Below are 15,889 nucleotides of genomic sequence, written 5' to 3' on the forward strand. Positions count from 1 at the left end.
CGGCTGCTTCTTTTGTTTATATGAGACTGGTCCCTGGTCTGGGGGGTGCCCTTCTCGGTTGTGCACAAGTGGGGGGGGGGCGATCGCCGCCACCACCTACTCAACAACCTCAATCATGATCGAGGTCAAGCCCGTCGAACACCTTGAGCGGGAGGGCCTGTTCGCAACCGAACTGTGGGGGAGCGCCACGTGTAGACGTTGATGGTGACGGAGCGGTGGCCGTTCTCCGTGGCGACGGCTTCGCTGCCGCCATCCGCGGCCCCGCCGCTGTGGCCGTAGACCGTGGTGCCGCAACTGGACGAGATCGTCCAGCGCCCGCTGGGTCGCCTCGTACCGCGCACCCGGACCGGGACCCGTGCCCGGCCCGGCCTGAGCGGGGACGGCGAGGACGCCCGCGGCGATAGGCTGCCGCCTTCGTCGGAGCGCTGGGCCTCTCGACGCTGAACGCGCCGGCCGCCCGGGCCGCGGACACCGGCATCACCGTGTCAAGAAGGCCACCACCAGCCGCGCCGGAGCGTTGAAGGCCAAGGTCACCGCCTCGGCCGACGGCTACTACCGGTGGGTGTACGGCGGCAACTCCGCGACCGGCGCCGCCACCAGCACGGCCGACCACGTCGACGTGCGCTGACACATCCGAGGCGGAGGGCGGGCTCGCCCGCGGCGATCAGGAGCGGGCGGGCCCCTCTGCTCGCGGGGCCGGGGCAGGCGCAACGGTCCGGGCCGAAGCGGTCAGCGCGGGCGTCCCGGCTAGTTCGGGTCGCGGTTGAACTGCGCCGTCGACCAGCGGTATCCGATCGCGATCAGGCCGACGCACCAGGCGATCGCGATCCAGCCGTTGTGGCCGATCTCGGTGCCGAGGAGCAGGCCGCGGAGGGTCTCGATGGCGGGGGTGAAGGGTTGGTACTCGGCGATCGGTTGGAACCAGCCCGGCATCGTGCCGGCCGGGATGAACGCACTGGAGACGAGCGGTAGGAGGATCAACGGCATGGCCGTGTTGCCGGCCGCCTCGGGGTTCGGACTGGCCGCGCCCATCCCGACCGCGACCCAGGTGAGGGCCAGGGCGAACAGCGTGATCAGCCCGAACGCCGCGATCCACTCCAGGGCCGTGGCGTCCGTGGACCGGAAGCCCATCGCCATCCCGACCGCACCGACGAGGACCACGCTCATCACGCACTGCAACACCCCGCCGAGGACATGGCCGACGAGCAGGGAGCCCCGGTAGATCGCCATCGTGCGGAAGCGGGCGGTGAGGCCCTGGGTCATGTCGACGCAGACGGACACGGCCGCCCCGATCACGGTGCTGCCGACGGTCATCAGCAGCAGGCCGGGGACGATGTAGGCGATGTAGTCGGAGCGGTTCGCATTGCCGCCACCGATGCCGGCGCTCATCACGTCACCGAAGATGTAGACGAAGAGCAGCAGCATCATGATCGGCGTGAGCAGCAGGTTCAGGGTCCCCGACGGGTAACGCCAGGCGTGCAGGAGGTTGCGGCGCAGCATGGTCGTCGAGTCGCGTACGGCGAGGGACAGGGCGCTCATCGAACGTTCTCCTTCGGCTGGTGGGGGACACGGGCGGGTCCGGTCAGAGCGAAGAACACGTCGTCGAGGTCGGGGGTGTGAACGGTCAGTTCGTCCGCCTCGATGCCGGCGGAGTCGAGCCAGTCGAGGAGGGACCGCAGTTCGCGCTGACTGCCGTCGCTGGGGATGGTCAGCGACAGCGCCTCGTCGTTGCGGGTGATCTCGCGCAGGGCGTCAGCGGCGGACTGGTACGCGGCCGGGTCGGTGAAGCGGAGCCGGACGTGCCCGCCAGGGACGAGGCGCTTGAGTTCCTCGGCGGTGCCCTCGGCGACGATCTTGCCGTCGTTCAACACGGCGATGCGGTCGGCGAGTTCGTCGGCCTCGTCCAGGTACTGGGTGGTGAGGAGTACGGTCACCCCCTCGGCGACGAGGCCGCGGATGATGTTCCACATGTTGTGGCGGGAGCGCGGGTCGAGCCCGGTCGTCGGCTCGTCGAGGAAGATGATCCGGGGGCTGCCGACCAGCGTCATCGCGAGGTCGAGCCGTCGCTTCATGCCGCCGGAGTAGGTCGAGGCGGGCTTCTTCGCGGCCTTCGCCAGGTCGAAGCGCTCCAGGAGTTCGGCGCTGACCCGCCGGCCCTCGTTCTTGGACAGGTGGTGCAGGTCCGCCATGAGGAGCATGTTCTCCTCGCCGGTGATCAGGCCGTCGACGGCGGAGAACTGCCCGGTGACACCGACCGCGGCACGGACCGACTGCGGGTCGGCGCTCAGGTCGTGCCCGCCGACCCGCAGGTCACCGGCGTCGGCGCTGATGAGAGTGGAGAGGATCTTCACGGCGGTGGTCTTGCCGGCGCCGTTCGGGCCGAGCAGCGCGAACACCGATCCGGCCGGGATGTGCAGATCGATGCCGTCGAGGACGAGCTTCTCGCCGTACGACTTGCGGAGCCCGACGGCGGAGACCGCGATCGGCGACGGATGACCGTCACCCTGCCCGGATGTGGGCATGACAGATGAGGGCATGGTGCATTCCTTTCGGAGGGTGGGGCGCGGGGGGGTGGAAGGTGATGCGCCCGGACGTCCGGCTCCCGCTCCCTTGGGTCTGTCGATATGTGAGGGAGGTGTGGCTGCCGGGGAGGGCATGCGGGTCGATCCTCGGCAACCGGTACTGCGTAGCGCCGAGTACCACTACACCGTACCACCGAGTAGTGGAGGTGTCAGCACGGCAGCCCCGCCTTCTTCGGGGCCGAAGCGTCCACTGCCGCAAGAAGCTGGACGGGACGGCGAAGTCCTCGGTGGCCGGAGCGGGTTGGGCGGTGGTCGCCGGAGGCCACCCCCGGGATGCCGTCAATTCCTCGGCGGGCCACCGGTGCGGGCCCCGCCACCTGGCCTGGATTCCCCCTCGGTCGTTACCGGACCGCGCGCGAGTGGCATGACGGCAGTCGGCGCGCCCGTGTGACCGGGCACGTGGCGGCGTCCTCCCGTTCGCCTTCCCCGTGCGGTCGTACGGTCGCCCCGGCTTCCTCCGGTGGCCGCACGACGAAACGGCTCCCATCGCCCCGTGCCGCTCGCCCGGCCCCGGTGGCTGTCCTTCCCGTCGGAAGGTCCTCGCCATGTCTCCAGCCACCCGTCAGCGCGAGGCGTCGGGCGGCGGAGCGGCACGGCGTGTTCGCGAGCGACGGGGTGGCGACGAGGATGCCGGGGACCGCGGCCGGCAGCGCGCCCGTCGAAGGGGGGCCACGGGGAGTGACGGCAACTGGCGGGCCGGAACTCCGTAGCGGCCCGTTCGCCCGTCATTCCTCACCGGTCCGCAATTCCCGCCACAGGCAGTAGTCGTCGTGCAGCCCGCTACGGTTCCCGGGCGGTGCGTTTTCGTGTGACGGAACAGGACGGGCCGAGGGCCGGACCGGGTGCGCAGACGGGGATTCGGCACGGTTCGTTCCGTGCTCAAGTACGGGCTTCGCAGGAGTGTTTGTGCAGGTCAGAATGTGAACAGGGCTGATGCGGAAGGTGGCTGACGTATCGTATCGGGGCGGCGTGGAGGCCGACCGGCCAGCTGCCGCGGCTTGGGACACCATGTCGCCGGCACCGCTGCCGCCTTGGCCGTGATCACTCTCGGTAGCGAAGAATCCTTTCCCTGGCGACCCGCGCGAAACCCCTTGCTATTGGTATGTACCAATGCGATCCTCGGTGCAGATCACCGTCCCAACACCCCACGTATGGGCCGGTGTTGTCATGACCCTCCCGACGTCCCCTACACGTACGAGAGTGAGCGACTATGTCTGCCACCCGCCGCCGCCTCGCCGCCGCCTCGGTGGTTGTGTCCGCCGCGACATTCGTCTCCCTGGCGCCCTCACCCGCCAGCGCGCACGGCTCCGTCTTCGGCCCGGTCAGCAGGGTGAGTGCCTGCTTCGCCGAAGGCCCGGAGACGCCGAAGTCCAAGGTCTGCAAGGACCTCCTCGCCGACTCGGGTTCCCAGCCGCTCTATGACTGGAACGAGGTGAACATCGCCAATGCGAACGGGAAGCACCAGGAGATCATTCCCGACGGGAAGCTCTGTTCCGCCAACCGTGTGAAGTACCGCGCCCTGGACTGGGCCCGCACCGACTGGCCCGCCACGGCGGTGAACGCGGGTTCCTACAACTTCAACGTGCGGATCACCGCGGCGCACCTGGGCACGATGACGATGTACATCACCAAGCAGGGCTTCGACCCGACGAAGCCGCTGAAGTGGTCGGACCTGGACCCGACCCCGGTGGGCAAGTACGCCACGCCGCGCGCCAGCGACAACGGCTACTACAAGTTCACCGGCGCCCTCCCCGCCCGTACGGGCCGTCACATCGTCTACAAGGTCTGGCAGCGCCACGACAGCCCCGAGGCGTTCTACGGATGCTCGGACGTCGTCTACGGCGGCGGGGGCTCGTCCGCGGCCAAGGCTCCGAACGAGGCGAAGATCGACGCGGGCGCTTCGCGTTCGACCGTCAGCCACGCGGGCCACGGCGGGGACGAGCAGGCCCCCGCACCGGTCTCCGCCGAAGCGCAGTCCACCGGCTCCCCGATGGCCGGAGCCCTGGCCTGGGGTGCGGGCGCCGTCATGTTCGCGGGGGGCGCCCTGTACTTCGGCCGCGGTCGCCGCCAGACGAACTGACCCGGCTTCCCGACGGGGTGACACCACCACGAACGCTCCCCTGAGGACGTCGTGGTAGCGCGGACCCGTTCCGCCACGGCCTTCGTCTTGGTCCCGTGCTTCAGAGGTCGAAGCACGGGACCGGGCGGAGGCCGTGTTCGCGTCCCCGGGCTGCCGCTCCTCCGGTGAACCCCCTTCGCGGACCTCAACCGGACGGACGGGTCGGCGACCACACCCCGAACCACTGCTCGGCGCCGTACTCCTCGAACCGGTCCACCTCGGTGAAGCCCAGCTTCTCCGCGAGACGCACCGAGCGGCTGTTGGCGGTCTGGGTGCAGAGCACCACCGGCTCGCCGGGCAGCGCGTCGGCGAACCAACCGAGCGCTGCCGTGCACGCCTCGGCCGCGTACCCGCGTCCCCATGCTTGCGGCAGGAGCAGGTAACCGAGCTCGGCCTCCTCCGCACCGGGAAGGACGTGACCCGGACGCCCGCGGTCACGTCGGTCGAGCGAGACCGTGCCGATCATCGTGCCGTCGCATTCGATCACGAAGACGCCAGGGCGGCGCCCAGGTACGTCGGGCACCGTCCGTTCGAGTTCGTCGCGCGGTCGGGGGCCACCGAGGTAGGTGCGCACCTCCGGCGATGCGAACAGCTCGATGAACGTCGCACGGTCCCGGGCCGCGGACCGGCGGAGCACGAGTCGCTCGGTCTTCATCGGGGCGGGTGGCCAGGCGACGGGTCCGAGCTCGGTCATGGTGGGCAACCTAGCGCACGGCCACCGGGCGGCACCCGGCCGCGGACCGGCCGTCGGGTCGGGGCAGGTGAGGAGCGCCGCAGGCGTGACCCCGTCACCGCGTACCTTTGCTGTCCGCCGACCCACCCGCCCGAGAGGACCCCACACCCGATGTCCCTATGGCCTTCGATCGTTGCCGTACTCGGTACCCTCGCCGGTGCGCTGACCGCCGGACTCCTCCAGCACCGTTCGGCACGCACCGCACGCATCGAGGAGCGCGCCGACAGCCACCGTCAGGACCAGCTCGGCGCCGTCACCGACTTCGCGGCCGCCCTGGACGCGCACCGCTCGGCGATGTTCCACCGGGAGCGTCTCGCCCTGACCGAGGCGGGCGCCGAGCACGAACTGGAGGCTCAGACGAGGTCCCACGACACCCGGGCGGCGATCACCGCACCCCACATCCGCCTTCAGGTCCTGGTCCCGGAACTGGCCGGACCCGCCCAGCAGGCCGCAGACGCCACGTACGCGGTGCGCAAGGCCGTCGACCGGACCGAGCTGGACGGCCGGCGGCATGCGGCCAAGGAAGCATCCGCCGCCTTCATCGCCACGGCCGCCGCGCTGTTGAGCCCCGACGACCGCTGACCCGCTCGGACCTGGTCGCCGCCGGGTGCCCGGCAGCGCTGGATCAGGCGGCGCCGACCCTGACGGTGAGCGGCCGGCCCCCCCCGCGGCGCAGCGCGTCGAGGAAGAGGGCTCGCGCGGGCCCGTGCTCCGGGCGGCGGCGCGCAGCCCCTCGTCACCGGTTCCCCGTGCCACGCGATGCGGTCGACGGCCTCGGCCGTCCGGGCGTCCACGGGCAGTTCGAGCGTCTCGCGGAGCAGCCTGAGCCGGTGCCCCGTCGGGTGGTCCAGCCGCAGGACGCCGCGTCGTGGCACCACATGGCGGTGCAGCCGGCCGGTGAAGTCGGGCCCGGCGACGGGGGCGAGTTCGCCGGTGAGCCGCTCCAGGTTCTCCAGGGACGGCGCCCGCCACAGGTCGAAGGCCTGTTCGTCCGCGACCTCGTTCCAGCTTGGGTCCTGCTGGCACTGGTGGCCGTGCTGCTGTGGCTTCCCCAGGTGCAGTGGGCCCCGCAGCGTGCTCCGCAGACGAACCGCGGACACCGGTTGCCCTGGGGCTCCGGGCTCGCCCCGGCGGTCACGGCGTTCACGGGGCTCCAGGCCGTCGCGCTGCCGACGAGCCTGGCGGTGCCCGGTGCGCTGTCGGCGATGGCGCAGTCGATCGGCCATCTGCTGGCCGCCGTCGGGCCGGTGCTCTTCGGGCTGCTGCACACCGTCAGTTCCGGCTGGCGCGCCGCTCGCCCTGGTGTGCCTCGCTGCCGTCGCCCAGACGGTGGTGGCGCTGGTCGCCGGCCGCGGTGCGGTCCGCCGCCGGCCGGGTCCCGCCGGTGCCGGGGCGCACTTCCTCGCCCGGGTGACGGGACGGGGCGTACATCGAGAGGTGTACGACCTCGACGCCCCGGCGTCGGAGCGCGTCCGTGGACCCGTATGACGAAGAGCACGTCCGCGCCGAGCTCAACCGCGCGCCCCCGGTCGCGTACGAATACGGCTTCGGGGAGGGCCGGCCGACGATTCCGCCGGTCCGTCCGCATTGCCGGCAGTGCACGTCGGATTCCCCTGCCGGCGTCGGGGCGCTTCGCCGTCCGGGGCGAGGCGGGCGCACCGCCCGCGTCGGCCGCAGGCGGGTGGTCGGGCGAGGTCGCGCGTCGAGCGGTCGACCAGGTCACCGTGGTGGACGGCCGTGTCGTACCGGAGGGTGAACCGGGCTCCTCGGGCTGGGCGCGGGCGGCGGCGGTGGCGGCCGGGAGCGGTCCGCTCGCCATGAGCCGGATCCGTGCGCGTCGGCCGTCCACACCTGCCCCCGCACGGGTCGTTCACGGGCTATTCCCATTACCCGTAGCGAGATATGACGGGCAGTCATATATCACGGAGTCATGAAGGGCACGGCTCGCCTTGCGCATGTCGACGTCTCTGATTAGGTTAGCCTTACTTTAGTGAACGAGGGGGGGATACATGCTTGCCCGGAACGGGGGGAAAGCGGGCTCGACCGCGCTGGTCACCGGAGCGTTCAGCGGAATTGACGCCGTCGTCGCCCATGACGCGGACGACCCGGCGGACACCGTGAAACGCCCCGACGGCCGGGCCGTCCCCTTCACCACCGACACGGCAGGCAGACGGCCGGTGTCACGGTGCGAGGCCACCGAAAGAGAGCCGACCGACAACTCCTCCTTATACAACCGGTGTTGTCGACGTCCGCTGCGAACCGGTCCGCCGACCGGCTCCGTACGGGCGGGCACGTCCCGGCTCGACCGACACCCCGATGCGGCGACCACCGCAGCCGGACGAGAACGACCTCGCGCGGGTGAGCGCGGGAACCCCGAACAGTTCCTGGTGGGCATCACGCTCGGCTGCGACGCCGAGCCGGCCGGCATCACTGACGCCGCCGCGCCGCTGCCGGCTTCCGGCCGGACCCGGTGCACCACCCCGCAGAACGTGTTCGTCGACGGCGGCGCGACCCCGCGCGCCTGAGGAAGGAATCGCTGACGTGTCCATATCCGCGCTGGTGCGCCCGAGTCCCGTGTACCGGGCGGCCGACCTGCTGGCCGCCTACCTGCCCGGCTCGCTGTTCTTCTCCTCGTCCCGGGGAACACTGCTCGCCGACGGCGTACACGCCCGGGTCCGGGCCGAGGACGGGTCGCAAGCACGTGCCGCGGCCCAGGCGCTCGACGCGGCCGCCGCCGCGGGAGTGGTCGACCCCATCGTCGCCGGGGCGGTCGGATTCCGCCCGTCGGCCACGACCGGCCTTGTGGTGCCCTCCGTGGTGCGGCGCGCCGAAGCCCCCGCAGGCGTACGCGCCCCGGATGCGGAGTCCGGCACCTCGTGGACGGTCACGCCGCGTCCCGAGGGTGCGCGCTACGCCGACGGAGTGCGTCGTGCACTGGAGTTGATAGACCGCGGTGACCTGGACAAGGTCGTCCTGGCCCGTTCCCTGGAGCTGACCGCGGACGCCCCGGTGTGGGTGCCCGCGCTACTCGCCCGACTGGTACGGGCGGACCCGGCCGCGTACGGATTCGCCGTCGACGTCACCGCGCCCGGCGACCCCGCCCCGCGCACCCTGGTCGGGGCCAGCCCCGAACTGCTGGTGTCCCGCCGCGGCACGACCGTGGTGGCCAATCCGCTGGCCGGCTCGGCCCCCCGCTCGGGCGACGAGGCGGTGGACCGCGAACGGATCGCCCGACTCCGTGCATCGACCAAGGACTTGGGCGAACACGCCCACACCGCCGCACAGGTGGCCGAGGTCCTCGGGCGGTTCTGCGTGGACCTGGACGTTCCCGCGGAGCCCGAGGTGATCGGCACGCCGACCATGTGGCACCTCTCCACGCGGATCAGCGGACGGCTGGCCGATCCGACCGACCCGGCCAGCTCGGCACTGGGGTTGGCCGAGGCACTGCACCCGACCCCCGCCGTGTGCGGGGTGCCCGGGGCCGGAGCCCTCGCCGCCATCGCGGACCTGGAGCCGGAGGACCGCGGCTACTACGCCGGGATGGTCGGCTGGACGGGACACGACGGCGACGGCGAGTGGGCCGTGACGATCCGCAGCGCCGAGGTCTGGGACCGGACGGTGCGCCTGTTCGCCGGGGCCGGGATCGTCGCCGGCTCGGACCCCGCCGCCGAACTGGCCGAAACGGGCGCCAAATTCGGCACGCTGCTGCGTGCGCTCGGACTGGAGGACGCGGCATGACCGTGGACCACGTGGCCTGGCCGCCGGAGGTCGCCGCGCGCTACCGGGCCGCCGGCCACTGGCGCGGGCAGACCTTCGGGGCGCTGCTCTCCTCGCTCGCCACCGAGCACGCCGGCCGGACCGCCGTCGTGGGCGGGGACAGCCGGTGGACCTTCGCCGAACTGGACCAGCGGGCCCACCGGATCGCGGCCGGTCTGATCGACACCGGACTGGCGCCCGGCGACCGGGTCGTCCTCCAACTGCCCAACATCCCCGAGTTCCTGCCGGTGGTGTTCGGGATGTGGCGCGCGGGCGTACTGCCGGTGTTCGCGCTGCCCGCGCACCGCCGCAGCGAACTGCTGCACTTCGCGACGCACAGCGAAGCCGCCGCGATCATCACCGTCGGCGAACACGAGCGCCACGACCACGCCGCGACCGCCCGCACCGTCGCCTCCCAAGTGGACTCCGTACGCCAGGTGTGGGTGCTCGGATCGGACGAGTTCACCGACCTCGCGGCAACGGCGCCGCGCGAGCTGCCCGACCCCGACCCGGAGGGCGTCGCGTTCCTCCAACTGTCCGGTGGGAGCACGGGATTGTCGAAGCTGATCCCGCGCACCCACGACGACTACCTCTACAGCGTCCGCGAGAGCGCCCGGATCTGCGCCCTGCGTCCCGACAGCGTCTACCTGGCCACGCTGCCCGTGGCGCACAACTTCCCGCTCAGCTCGCCGGGCGTGCTGGGCGCGCTGTACGCGGGCGCCGCCACGGTCATGGCGCCGCGACCGGACGCCGACACCGCGTTCCGACTGATCGAGGCCGAAGGGGTCACGATCACCGGGGTGGTGCCGCCGTTGGCCGCCGCCTGGGTGCAGGCCGCGGCCCGCACCGACCGGGACCTGTCCTCCCTCGAAGTGCTGCTGGTCGGCGGGGCCAAGTGCGGGCGCGAACTCGCCGAACGGATCGGCCCCGCCCTGGACTGCCAGCTCCAACAGGTGTTCGGCATGGCCGAAGGGCTGGTCTGCTACACGCGGTTGGACGACCCCGAGGAGGTCGTGCTGGGCACCCAGGGCAGCCCCATCTCCGACGACGACGAGATCCGCGTCGTCGACCTGCACACCGACGTCGACGTGGCGCCCGGCGAGACCGGGGCCCTGCTCACCCGCGGCCCCTACACGATCCGCGGCTACTACCGGGCCGCCGAGCACAACGCCACGGCGTTCACCGCGGACGGCTTCTACCGCACCGGTGACCTGGTCCGGCGCAGCCCCTCGGGACAACTGGAAGTCGTGGGGCGGGCCAAGGAGCAGATCAACCGGGGCGGGGAGAAGGTCGCGGCCGAGGAGGTCGAGGACCATCTGATGGCCCACCCGAGCGTGCTCGACGCGGCCGTGGTCGCCGTGCCCGACCCCTACCTCGGCGAGCGGATCTGCGCCTACGTCGTGCCCGCCACGGACGTCGTGCCCACCGGGCTGGAACTGCGCACCTTCGTCCGCGAACGCGGGATCGCCGCGTACAAGGTGCCCGATCTGGTCCAGGTCGTCGAGCAGTTCCCGGTGACCGGCGTCGGCAAGACCAGCAAGCGTGAGCTGCGGGCGGCGCTGGCCGCCCTCGCGCGGAAGGAGTGAGGAGCGTGCCCCTGTCCGAGACCCGGCCGTCCGCGCTGCCCCTGACGGCCGATTGCGCCTCCGCCCCGCCCGCCCCGTCCACTCCGTCTGCGTCGACCGCACCGATTCCCGCAGGAGCCACCCGATGAACCAGCCCCTGTCACCCGAGCGGGTCCGCGCCGACGTCGCGGAGCTGCTCGGGTGCGACCCCGCCGAGATCGCACCCGAGGAAGACCTCGTCAACTACGGCCTGGACTCGATGCGGATCATGGTCCTGGTGGAGCGCTGGCGCGATGCCGGGGCGACCACCCTGGAGTTCCCCGACCTGGCCGAGCGCGCCGAACTGGGCCACTGGACGGCGCTCCTGACCGGCGGCCCGGCATGACCCGGGTCGACCACCGGCACCGCCACCTGGAACGGATCGCCGAGGTCCGGGCGGGCCGCGAAGCCGAGAAGGTGGGCTATCCGATCCGGGTCCGGGAGATCGAGGTCCTGCGCACCACGATGGTCGGCACCGGCCTGCTGCGCGTGACCCTGGGCGGAGCGGGCGCCGAGGGCTTCGAAGCCCACGCACCGGACGAACACGTCAAACTGATCTTCCCGGAGGCGGACGGCTCGCTCCGACTGCCCGAAACGAACGGGATGATGCTGAAGTGGCCGCGCCCGGCGCCCACCTCGCGCGAGTACACGGTGCGCCGCTTCGACCCGTCCACGGGCGAGATCGACATCGACATCGCCCCGCACGAACACGGCCTCGCCTCCGACTGGGCGTGCGCGGTCGAGCCGGGTGCCCTCGTGTACGTCGCGGGACCGCCCGGCGGACTGATCGTTCCGCACTCCTACGACCGCTACCTGCTCGCCGGCGACATCACGGCACTGCCCGCCATCGCCCGCTGGCTGGAAGAACTGCCCCGCACCGCACGCGGCTGGGCGTTCATCGAAGTCACCGACCCCGGCGAGGAGATCGAACTGTCCGCGCCCGAAGGGATCGACGTCCACTGGCTGCACCGGGGCGACCGTCCCGCGGGCACCGGCGACGCGCTGGAGCGGGCCGTGACCGCGGTGACCGTGCCCGAGGGCGAGCGCGTGTACCTGTGGGCGGCGGGAGAAGCGGGGCAGGTCAAACCACTGCGCCGCTGGGCCCGGGACACCTTGCAGTTGGCGAAGGCCGACCACGACATCACCGGCTACTGGAAACGCGGCGTCGCCGACTTCGACGACGACCACTGACCTCCGGCACACCGGCCGGACGCACCGGCACGGGCCGCACGGCCCCACCCGGTCGTCCCCTCAACGACGCCTCACACGGGGCGAGTTCCACCTCATCTCAAGGAGTTATGCATGTTCGTGCGCAGATCGTCGGGTCTGGCCGGTGCCTTGGCCCTGAGCCTGGCCCTCACCGGATGCGGCTCGTCCGATGACGAGAAGGGTTCGGACGCGAAGGACAAGACCCGGGTCTTCGCCGCCGACAACGGCAAGATCACCATCCCGGCGGACCCGAAGCGCGTCGTGGCCACCGGCTACGCCGTACCCGTCCTGATCGAGGCCGGCGCACCGCTGGTCGGGATCTCGTCGTGGAAGCGCGGCGAACCGATGATGAACGAGAAGGACCTGGCCGCCTACAAGAAGCTCACCAAGGTGGCCGGCGAGCAGGCCGCCGAGACCAACTACGAGGCCATCGCCGAGGCCGACCCCGACCTGATCGTCATCGGCGTGCCCGCCCCGGTGCTCGGCGACATCGACGTCAAGCGGCTGGAGTCCATCGCCCCGGTCGTCGCGATCGGCCCGACCGTGCCCTCCGCCTGGCGCGAACTGTCCCACAAGCAGGCCGACGCCGCCGGAGCGCTCAAGCAGTTCGACAGCGTGAAGGCCACCTACGAGGCCAAGGCCAGCGAGCTCGCCAAGAAGTACGAGTCGGTGCTGCCCAAGCTCAAGCTGGGCCACGTCGGCGCCTACGGCGAGGTCGCCAAGGGCAACTTCCACCGCGAGTTCGGCCGCTCCTGGGGCTCCAACATCGCGGAGGACGTCGGCGCGAAGTACTACGGCAAGGTCAAGAAGGCCGGCCCCGGTTCGCAGTCGGTCAGCGAGTACCCGTCCATCGAGGAACTCCCCGAGTCGCTCGGTGAGGCCGACGCCATCACCTACTCGGTCCAGGCCGACGGCAGCGTCCCCGAGCCCGTGAAGTACGTCATGGACTCGAAGCTGTGGAAGAACCTGCCCGCGGTGAAGGCCGGCAAGACCTTCGCGTTCCGCTACACCGAGGCCGCGACCTACGGCCAGGGTGTGCAGACCCTGGACGCGATCGACAAGGCGTTCGCGCCGCTGCTGGACCAGTGACCGTCGCAGGCCACGCGTCACGGCAGGAGGGAACCAAGCGGGCCGTGCCGCAGGTCGGCATCCTCGTCGGCGGACTGGTGCTGCTGCTGGCGATCGCCGTGCTCAGCATCGGCGTCGGCGCCCGCTCGGTCCCGCCCGCCGAGGTCGTCCGGGCCCTGGTGGACTTCCGGGGCACCGACGACCACGTGATCGTCCGGGACGTCCGGGCACCCCGCGCGCTGCTCGCCGTCGCGGTGGGCGCCGCGCTGGCGGTGGCCGGCGCCCTGATCCAGACGCTGGCCCGCAACCCACTCGCCGAGCCCGGCATCCTCGGGGTCACCGCCGGCGCCGGATTCGCCATCACCCTCGGCTCGGCCCTCGGCTGGGCCGGGGGGCAGGCCGGCGAGCTGGGCTTCGCGATCATCGGTTCGGTGCTCGCGGCCCTGCTGGTCGCCGCCGTCGGCCGTCGTTCACCGCTGCGCATGGTGCTCACCGGCGTGGCGGTGACGGCGGTGCTCAGCGGTGTCGCCCTGGGCCTGCGGCTGATGCTCCCGGACGTCTTCGACGTCTACCGCTTCTGGTCCGTCGGATCGCTGGCGGCCCGCGAACAGGCACCGCTGGCCATCCCGTTGACCGCGATCGGCGCGTCCCTGGTGGGCGCGCTGCTCCTCAGCCGGTCGCTCAACGCCCTCACCCTGGGGGAGACCGTCGCCCACACCCTGGGCGCCGGAGTGAACCGGGTCCGGGGCGCCGTCCTGGTACTGATCACCGTGCTCAGCGGGGCGGCCACCGCGGTCGCCGGCCCGATCCTCTTCGTCGGGCTGATCGTGCCGCACCTGGTCCGCCGGCTCGCGGCGGGCTCGGTGCCCTGGCTGATGCTCCACACCATGGTCCTCGGACCGATCCTGCTGCTGATCGCCGACATGGGCTCCCGGGTGCTGCTGCCCACCGGCGAGGTGCCGGTGGCCATCGTCACCGCGTTCCTCGGCGGCCCCATGCTGATCTGGGCCGTGCGCCGCTACGGGGCGGGATCGCTGTGAGCGCGCTCACCGGAGTACGGGCCGAACCCCGTACCGTCGTCCTCGGCGTGGTGATGACCGTCCTGCTGCTGGGCCTCGGCCTGCTCGGACTGTGCTACGGCGCGTCCTGGTCGTCGCCCGGTGAAGTGTTCGCCGCGCTGACCGGCGCCGAGCACTCCGTGGTGATCATGGAATGGCGTCTGCCGCGGGTACTCGCCGGGCTGGTCTTCGGCGCCGCACTCGGGGTGGCCGGAGCGATCTTCCAGAACCTCACCCGCAACCCGATGGGCAGCCCCGACGTGATCGGCCTCGACGCCGGCGCGTACACCGGCGCCCTGGTCGCCATCACCGTACTGTCCGGCACCTCCGCCCAGTTGGCCGTCGGCTCGGTGACCGGCGGACTGATCGTCGCGGCCCTGATCTACCTGCTCTCGTTCGACCGGGGCTTCTCCGGACTGCGCCTGGTGGTCATCGGCATCGCCGTCAACGCGATGGTGACCGCCTTCAACTCGTGGATCGTGCTGCGCGCCGAACTCGAAGTGGCGATCGCCGCGGTCGGCTGGAGCGCCGGCTCCCTCAACGGCGTCGGCTGGGACGACCTGTGGATACCGTTCTCGGTGATCGGCGCGCTGCTGGTCGTGATGGCCGCACAGGCCCACTCCATGCACCAGGCGTCCCTCGGCGACTCCATCGCGGTCACCACCGGCGTCGGCCTCGACCGACTGCGCCTGCTGATGGTGCTGGTCGGCGTCGGCTGCACCGCGACGGTGACCGCAGTGGCCGGACCGATCGCCTTCATCGCCCTCGCCGCCCCGCAGATCGGCCGCAGGCTCGCGGGCGCCGCCGGCGTCCCGCTGCTCCCGGCCGCACTGACCGGAGCGGTGCTGCTCCAAGGCGCCGATCTGCTCGCCCAGATGCTGCTGGCGCCCGTCGCGCTGCCCGTCGGCGTGGTGAGCACCGCGATCGGCGGCTGCTACCTGATCTGGCTGCTGACCAAGGAAGTGAGGCGAGCGTGAACGCACGCCTGACCGCGCGGGAGATCACCCTGCGCTACGGAGACCGGGTGGTGTCCACACGGCTGAGCCTCGACGTCCCCGACGGCGCGTTCACCGCCATCGTGGGCCCCAACGCCTGCGGGAAATCCACCCTGTTGCGCGCGTTCGTACGACTGCTGCGCCCCCACACCGGACACGTGCAACTCGACGGCCGGGAGGTCGGCGACTACGGCAACAAGGCCCTGGCCAAACAGCTCGGCTTCCTGCCGCAGGACCCCCTCGCCCCCGAGGACATCAAGGTCAGACAGCTGGTGGGACGCGGCAGGTTCCCCCACCAATCGCTCCTGGCGGTGTGGTCGCCGAAGGACCAGGAAGCCGTCACCGAGGCGATGGCCGCCGCCGGCGTCGCCGACCTGGGCGACCGGCTCGTGCACGAGCTGTCCGGCGGTCAACGACAGCGGGTGTGGATGGCGATGGTGCTCGCCCAGCAGACCCCCTATCTGCTGCTCGACGAACCCACCTCGTTCCTCGACATCACCCACCAGTACCAACTACTCGGCCTCCTGGCCAAGTTGCGTGACGAGGGCCGCACGGTGATCGCCGTCCTGCACGACATCAACCAGGCGTGTCGGTTCGCCGACCACCTGGTGGCCATGAAGGACGGCCGGGTGGTCGCCGAGGGCGACCCCGCGGACATCGTGGACGCCGTGCTGATCAAGGACGTGTTCGACCTGCCGAGCGTCATCGTCCCCGACCCGGTGACAGCTACGCCGATGGTCGTCCCCACACTTCAAGGAGAGTAAG

15 protein-coding genes and 1 pseudogene are annotated in these 15,889 nt (G+C 71.5%); 11 read left to right on the top strand and 5 right to left on the bottom strand.

Translation table 11 applies throughout. The annotated features are described in order from the left end of the window. Window positions 1-747: 747 nt before the first annotated feature. The gene (locus tag ACFWIA_RS24915) at window positions 748-1,539 is read right to left on the bottom strand and encodes an ABC transporter permease (RefSeq protein ID WP_387008682.1); all 792 of its coding nucleotides are present in this window, start codon (window positions 1,537-1,539) and stop codon (window positions 748-750) included. Further along, window positions 1,536-2,522: an ATP-binding cassette domain-containing protein gene (locus tag ACFWIA_RS24920; protein ID WP_387008769.1), complete on the bottom strand. Its 987-nt coding sequence runs from the start codon at window positions 2,520-2,522 to the stop codon at window positions 1,536-1,538. The genes ACFWIA_RS24915 and ACFWIA_RS24920 overlap by 4 nt, the downstream gene beginning before the upstream one ends. Window positions 2,523-3,792: 1,270 nt before the next feature. Between ACFWIA_RS24920 and ACFWIA_RS24925 the strand changes: the two genes are divergently transcribed. Next, the gene (locus ACFWIA_RS24925; protein ID WP_387008684.1) at window positions 3,793-4,662 is read left to right on the top strand and encodes a lytic polysaccharide monooxygenase; all 870 of its coding nucleotides are present in this window, start codon (window positions 3,793-3,795) and stop codon (window positions 4,660-4,662) included. A gap of 184 nt (window positions 4,663-4,846) precedes the next feature. Here the strand turns inward: ACFWIA_RS24925 and ACFWIA_RS24930 are convergent, their stop codons facing one another. After that, entirely contained in the window at window positions 4,847-5,395 is a 549-nt protein-coding gene (locus ACFWIA_RS24930; protein ID WP_387008686.1) for a GNAT family N-acetyltransferase, read from the bottom strand. A gap of 150 nt (window positions 5,396-5,545) precedes the next feature. On the opposite strand from ACFWIA_RS24930, the gene ACFWIA_RS24935 reads away from it, so the two are divergent. Beyond that, window positions 5,546-6,016 (top strand): hypothetical protein, encoded by a 471-nt coding sequence (locus ACFWIA_RS24935; protein ID WP_387008688.1) that lies wholly within the window; start codon window positions 5,546-5,548, stop codon window positions 6,014-6,016. A gap of 176 nt (window positions 6,017-6,192) precedes the next feature. On the opposite strand, the pseudogene ACFWIA_RS24940 reads toward ACFWIA_RS24935, so the two are convergent. Together ACFWIA_RS24940 and ACFWIA_RS24945 are read right to left on the bottom strand one after the other, a co-directional pair. After that, window positions 6,193-6,441: pseudogene (locus ACFWIA_RS24940) on the bottom strand (transcriptional regulator); the annotation flags it as partial. Window positions 6,442-6,706: 265 nt separating this feature from the next. Then, on the bottom strand, window positions 6,707-6,865 hold the full coding sequence (locus tag ACFWIA_RS24945; RefSeq protein WP_387008690.1) for a hypothetical protein: 159 nt from the start codon (window positions 6,863-6,865) through the stop codon (window positions 6,707-6,709). A gap of 578 nt (window positions 6,866-7,443) precedes the next feature. Here ACFWIA_RS24945 and ACFWIA_RS24950 point away from each other — a divergent pair. The 9 genes from ACFWIA_RS24950 (at window position 7,444) to ACFWIA_RS24990 (ending at window position 15,888) form a co-directional block, all read left to right on the top strand. Beyond that, window positions 7,444-7,959 (top strand): hypothetical protein, encoded by a 516-nt coding sequence (locus ACFWIA_RS24950; RefSeq protein ID WP_387008692.1) that lies wholly within the window; start codon window positions 7,444-7,446, stop codon window positions 7,957-7,959. 16 nt (window positions 7,960-7,975) lie between these two features. Continuing rightward, a complete protein-coding gene (locus ACFWIA_RS24955; RefSeq protein ID WP_387008694.1) occupies window positions 7,976-9,172 on the top strand; it encodes an isochorismate synthase in 1,197 nt (398 codons plus the stop codon). Then, complete coding sequence (locus ACFWIA_RS24960) at window positions 9,169-10,776, top strand: (2,3-dihydroxybenzoyl)adenylate synthase (protein WP_387008696.1); 1,608 nt, start codon at window positions 9,169-9,171, stop codon at window positions 10,774-10,776. The genes ACFWIA_RS24955 and ACFWIA_RS24960 overlap by 4 nt, the downstream gene beginning before the upstream one ends. A gap of 124 nt (window positions 10,777-10,900) precedes the next feature. Beyond that, entirely contained in the window at window positions 10,901-11,140 is a 240-nt protein-coding gene (locus ACFWIA_RS24965; RefSeq protein WP_387008698.1) for a phosphopantetheine-binding protein, read from the top strand. Continuing rightward, on the top strand, window positions 11,137-11,985 hold the full coding sequence (locus ACFWIA_RS24970; protein WP_387008700.1) for a siderophore-interacting protein: 849 nt from the start codon (window positions 11,137-11,139) through the stop codon (window positions 11,983-11,985). Before ACFWIA_RS24965 ends, ACFWIA_RS24970 begins: the two co-directional genes overlap by 4 nt. Window positions 11,986-12,096: 111 nt before the next feature. Then, entirely contained in the window at window positions 12,097-13,092 is a 996-nt protein-coding gene (locus ACFWIA_RS24975) for an ABC transporter substrate-binding protein (RefSeq protein ID WP_387008702.1), read from the top strand. Beyond that, window positions 13,089-14,111 (top strand): FecCD family ABC transporter permease, encoded by a 1,023-nt coding sequence (locus ACFWIA_RS24980; RefSeq protein ID WP_387008704.1) that lies wholly within the window; start codon window positions 13,089-13,091, stop codon window positions 14,109-14,111. Before ACFWIA_RS24975 ends, ACFWIA_RS24980 begins: the two co-directional genes overlap by 4 nt. Window positions 14,112-14,164: 53 nt before the next feature. Next, window positions 14,165-15,106 (top strand): FecCD family ABC transporter permease, encoded by a 942-nt coding sequence (locus tag ACFWIA_RS24985; protein ID WP_387008771.1) that lies wholly within the window; start codon window positions 14,165-14,167, stop codon window positions 15,104-15,106. Further along, the gene (locus ACFWIA_RS24990) at window positions 15,103-15,888 is read left to right on the top strand and encodes an ABC transporter ATP-binding protein (protein ID WP_385490547.1); all 786 of its coding nucleotides are present in this window, start codon (window positions 15,103-15,105) and stop codon (window positions 15,886-15,888) included. The genes ACFWIA_RS24985 and ACFWIA_RS24990 overlap by 4 nt, the downstream gene beginning before the upstream one ends. Window position 15,889: the final 1 nt, after the last annotated feature.

It is taken from the genome of Streptomyces sp. NPDC127068 (assembly GCF_042724695.1).
Classification (GTDB): domain Bacteria; phylum Actinomycetota; class Actinomycetes; order Streptomycetales; family Streptomycetaceae; genus Streptomyces.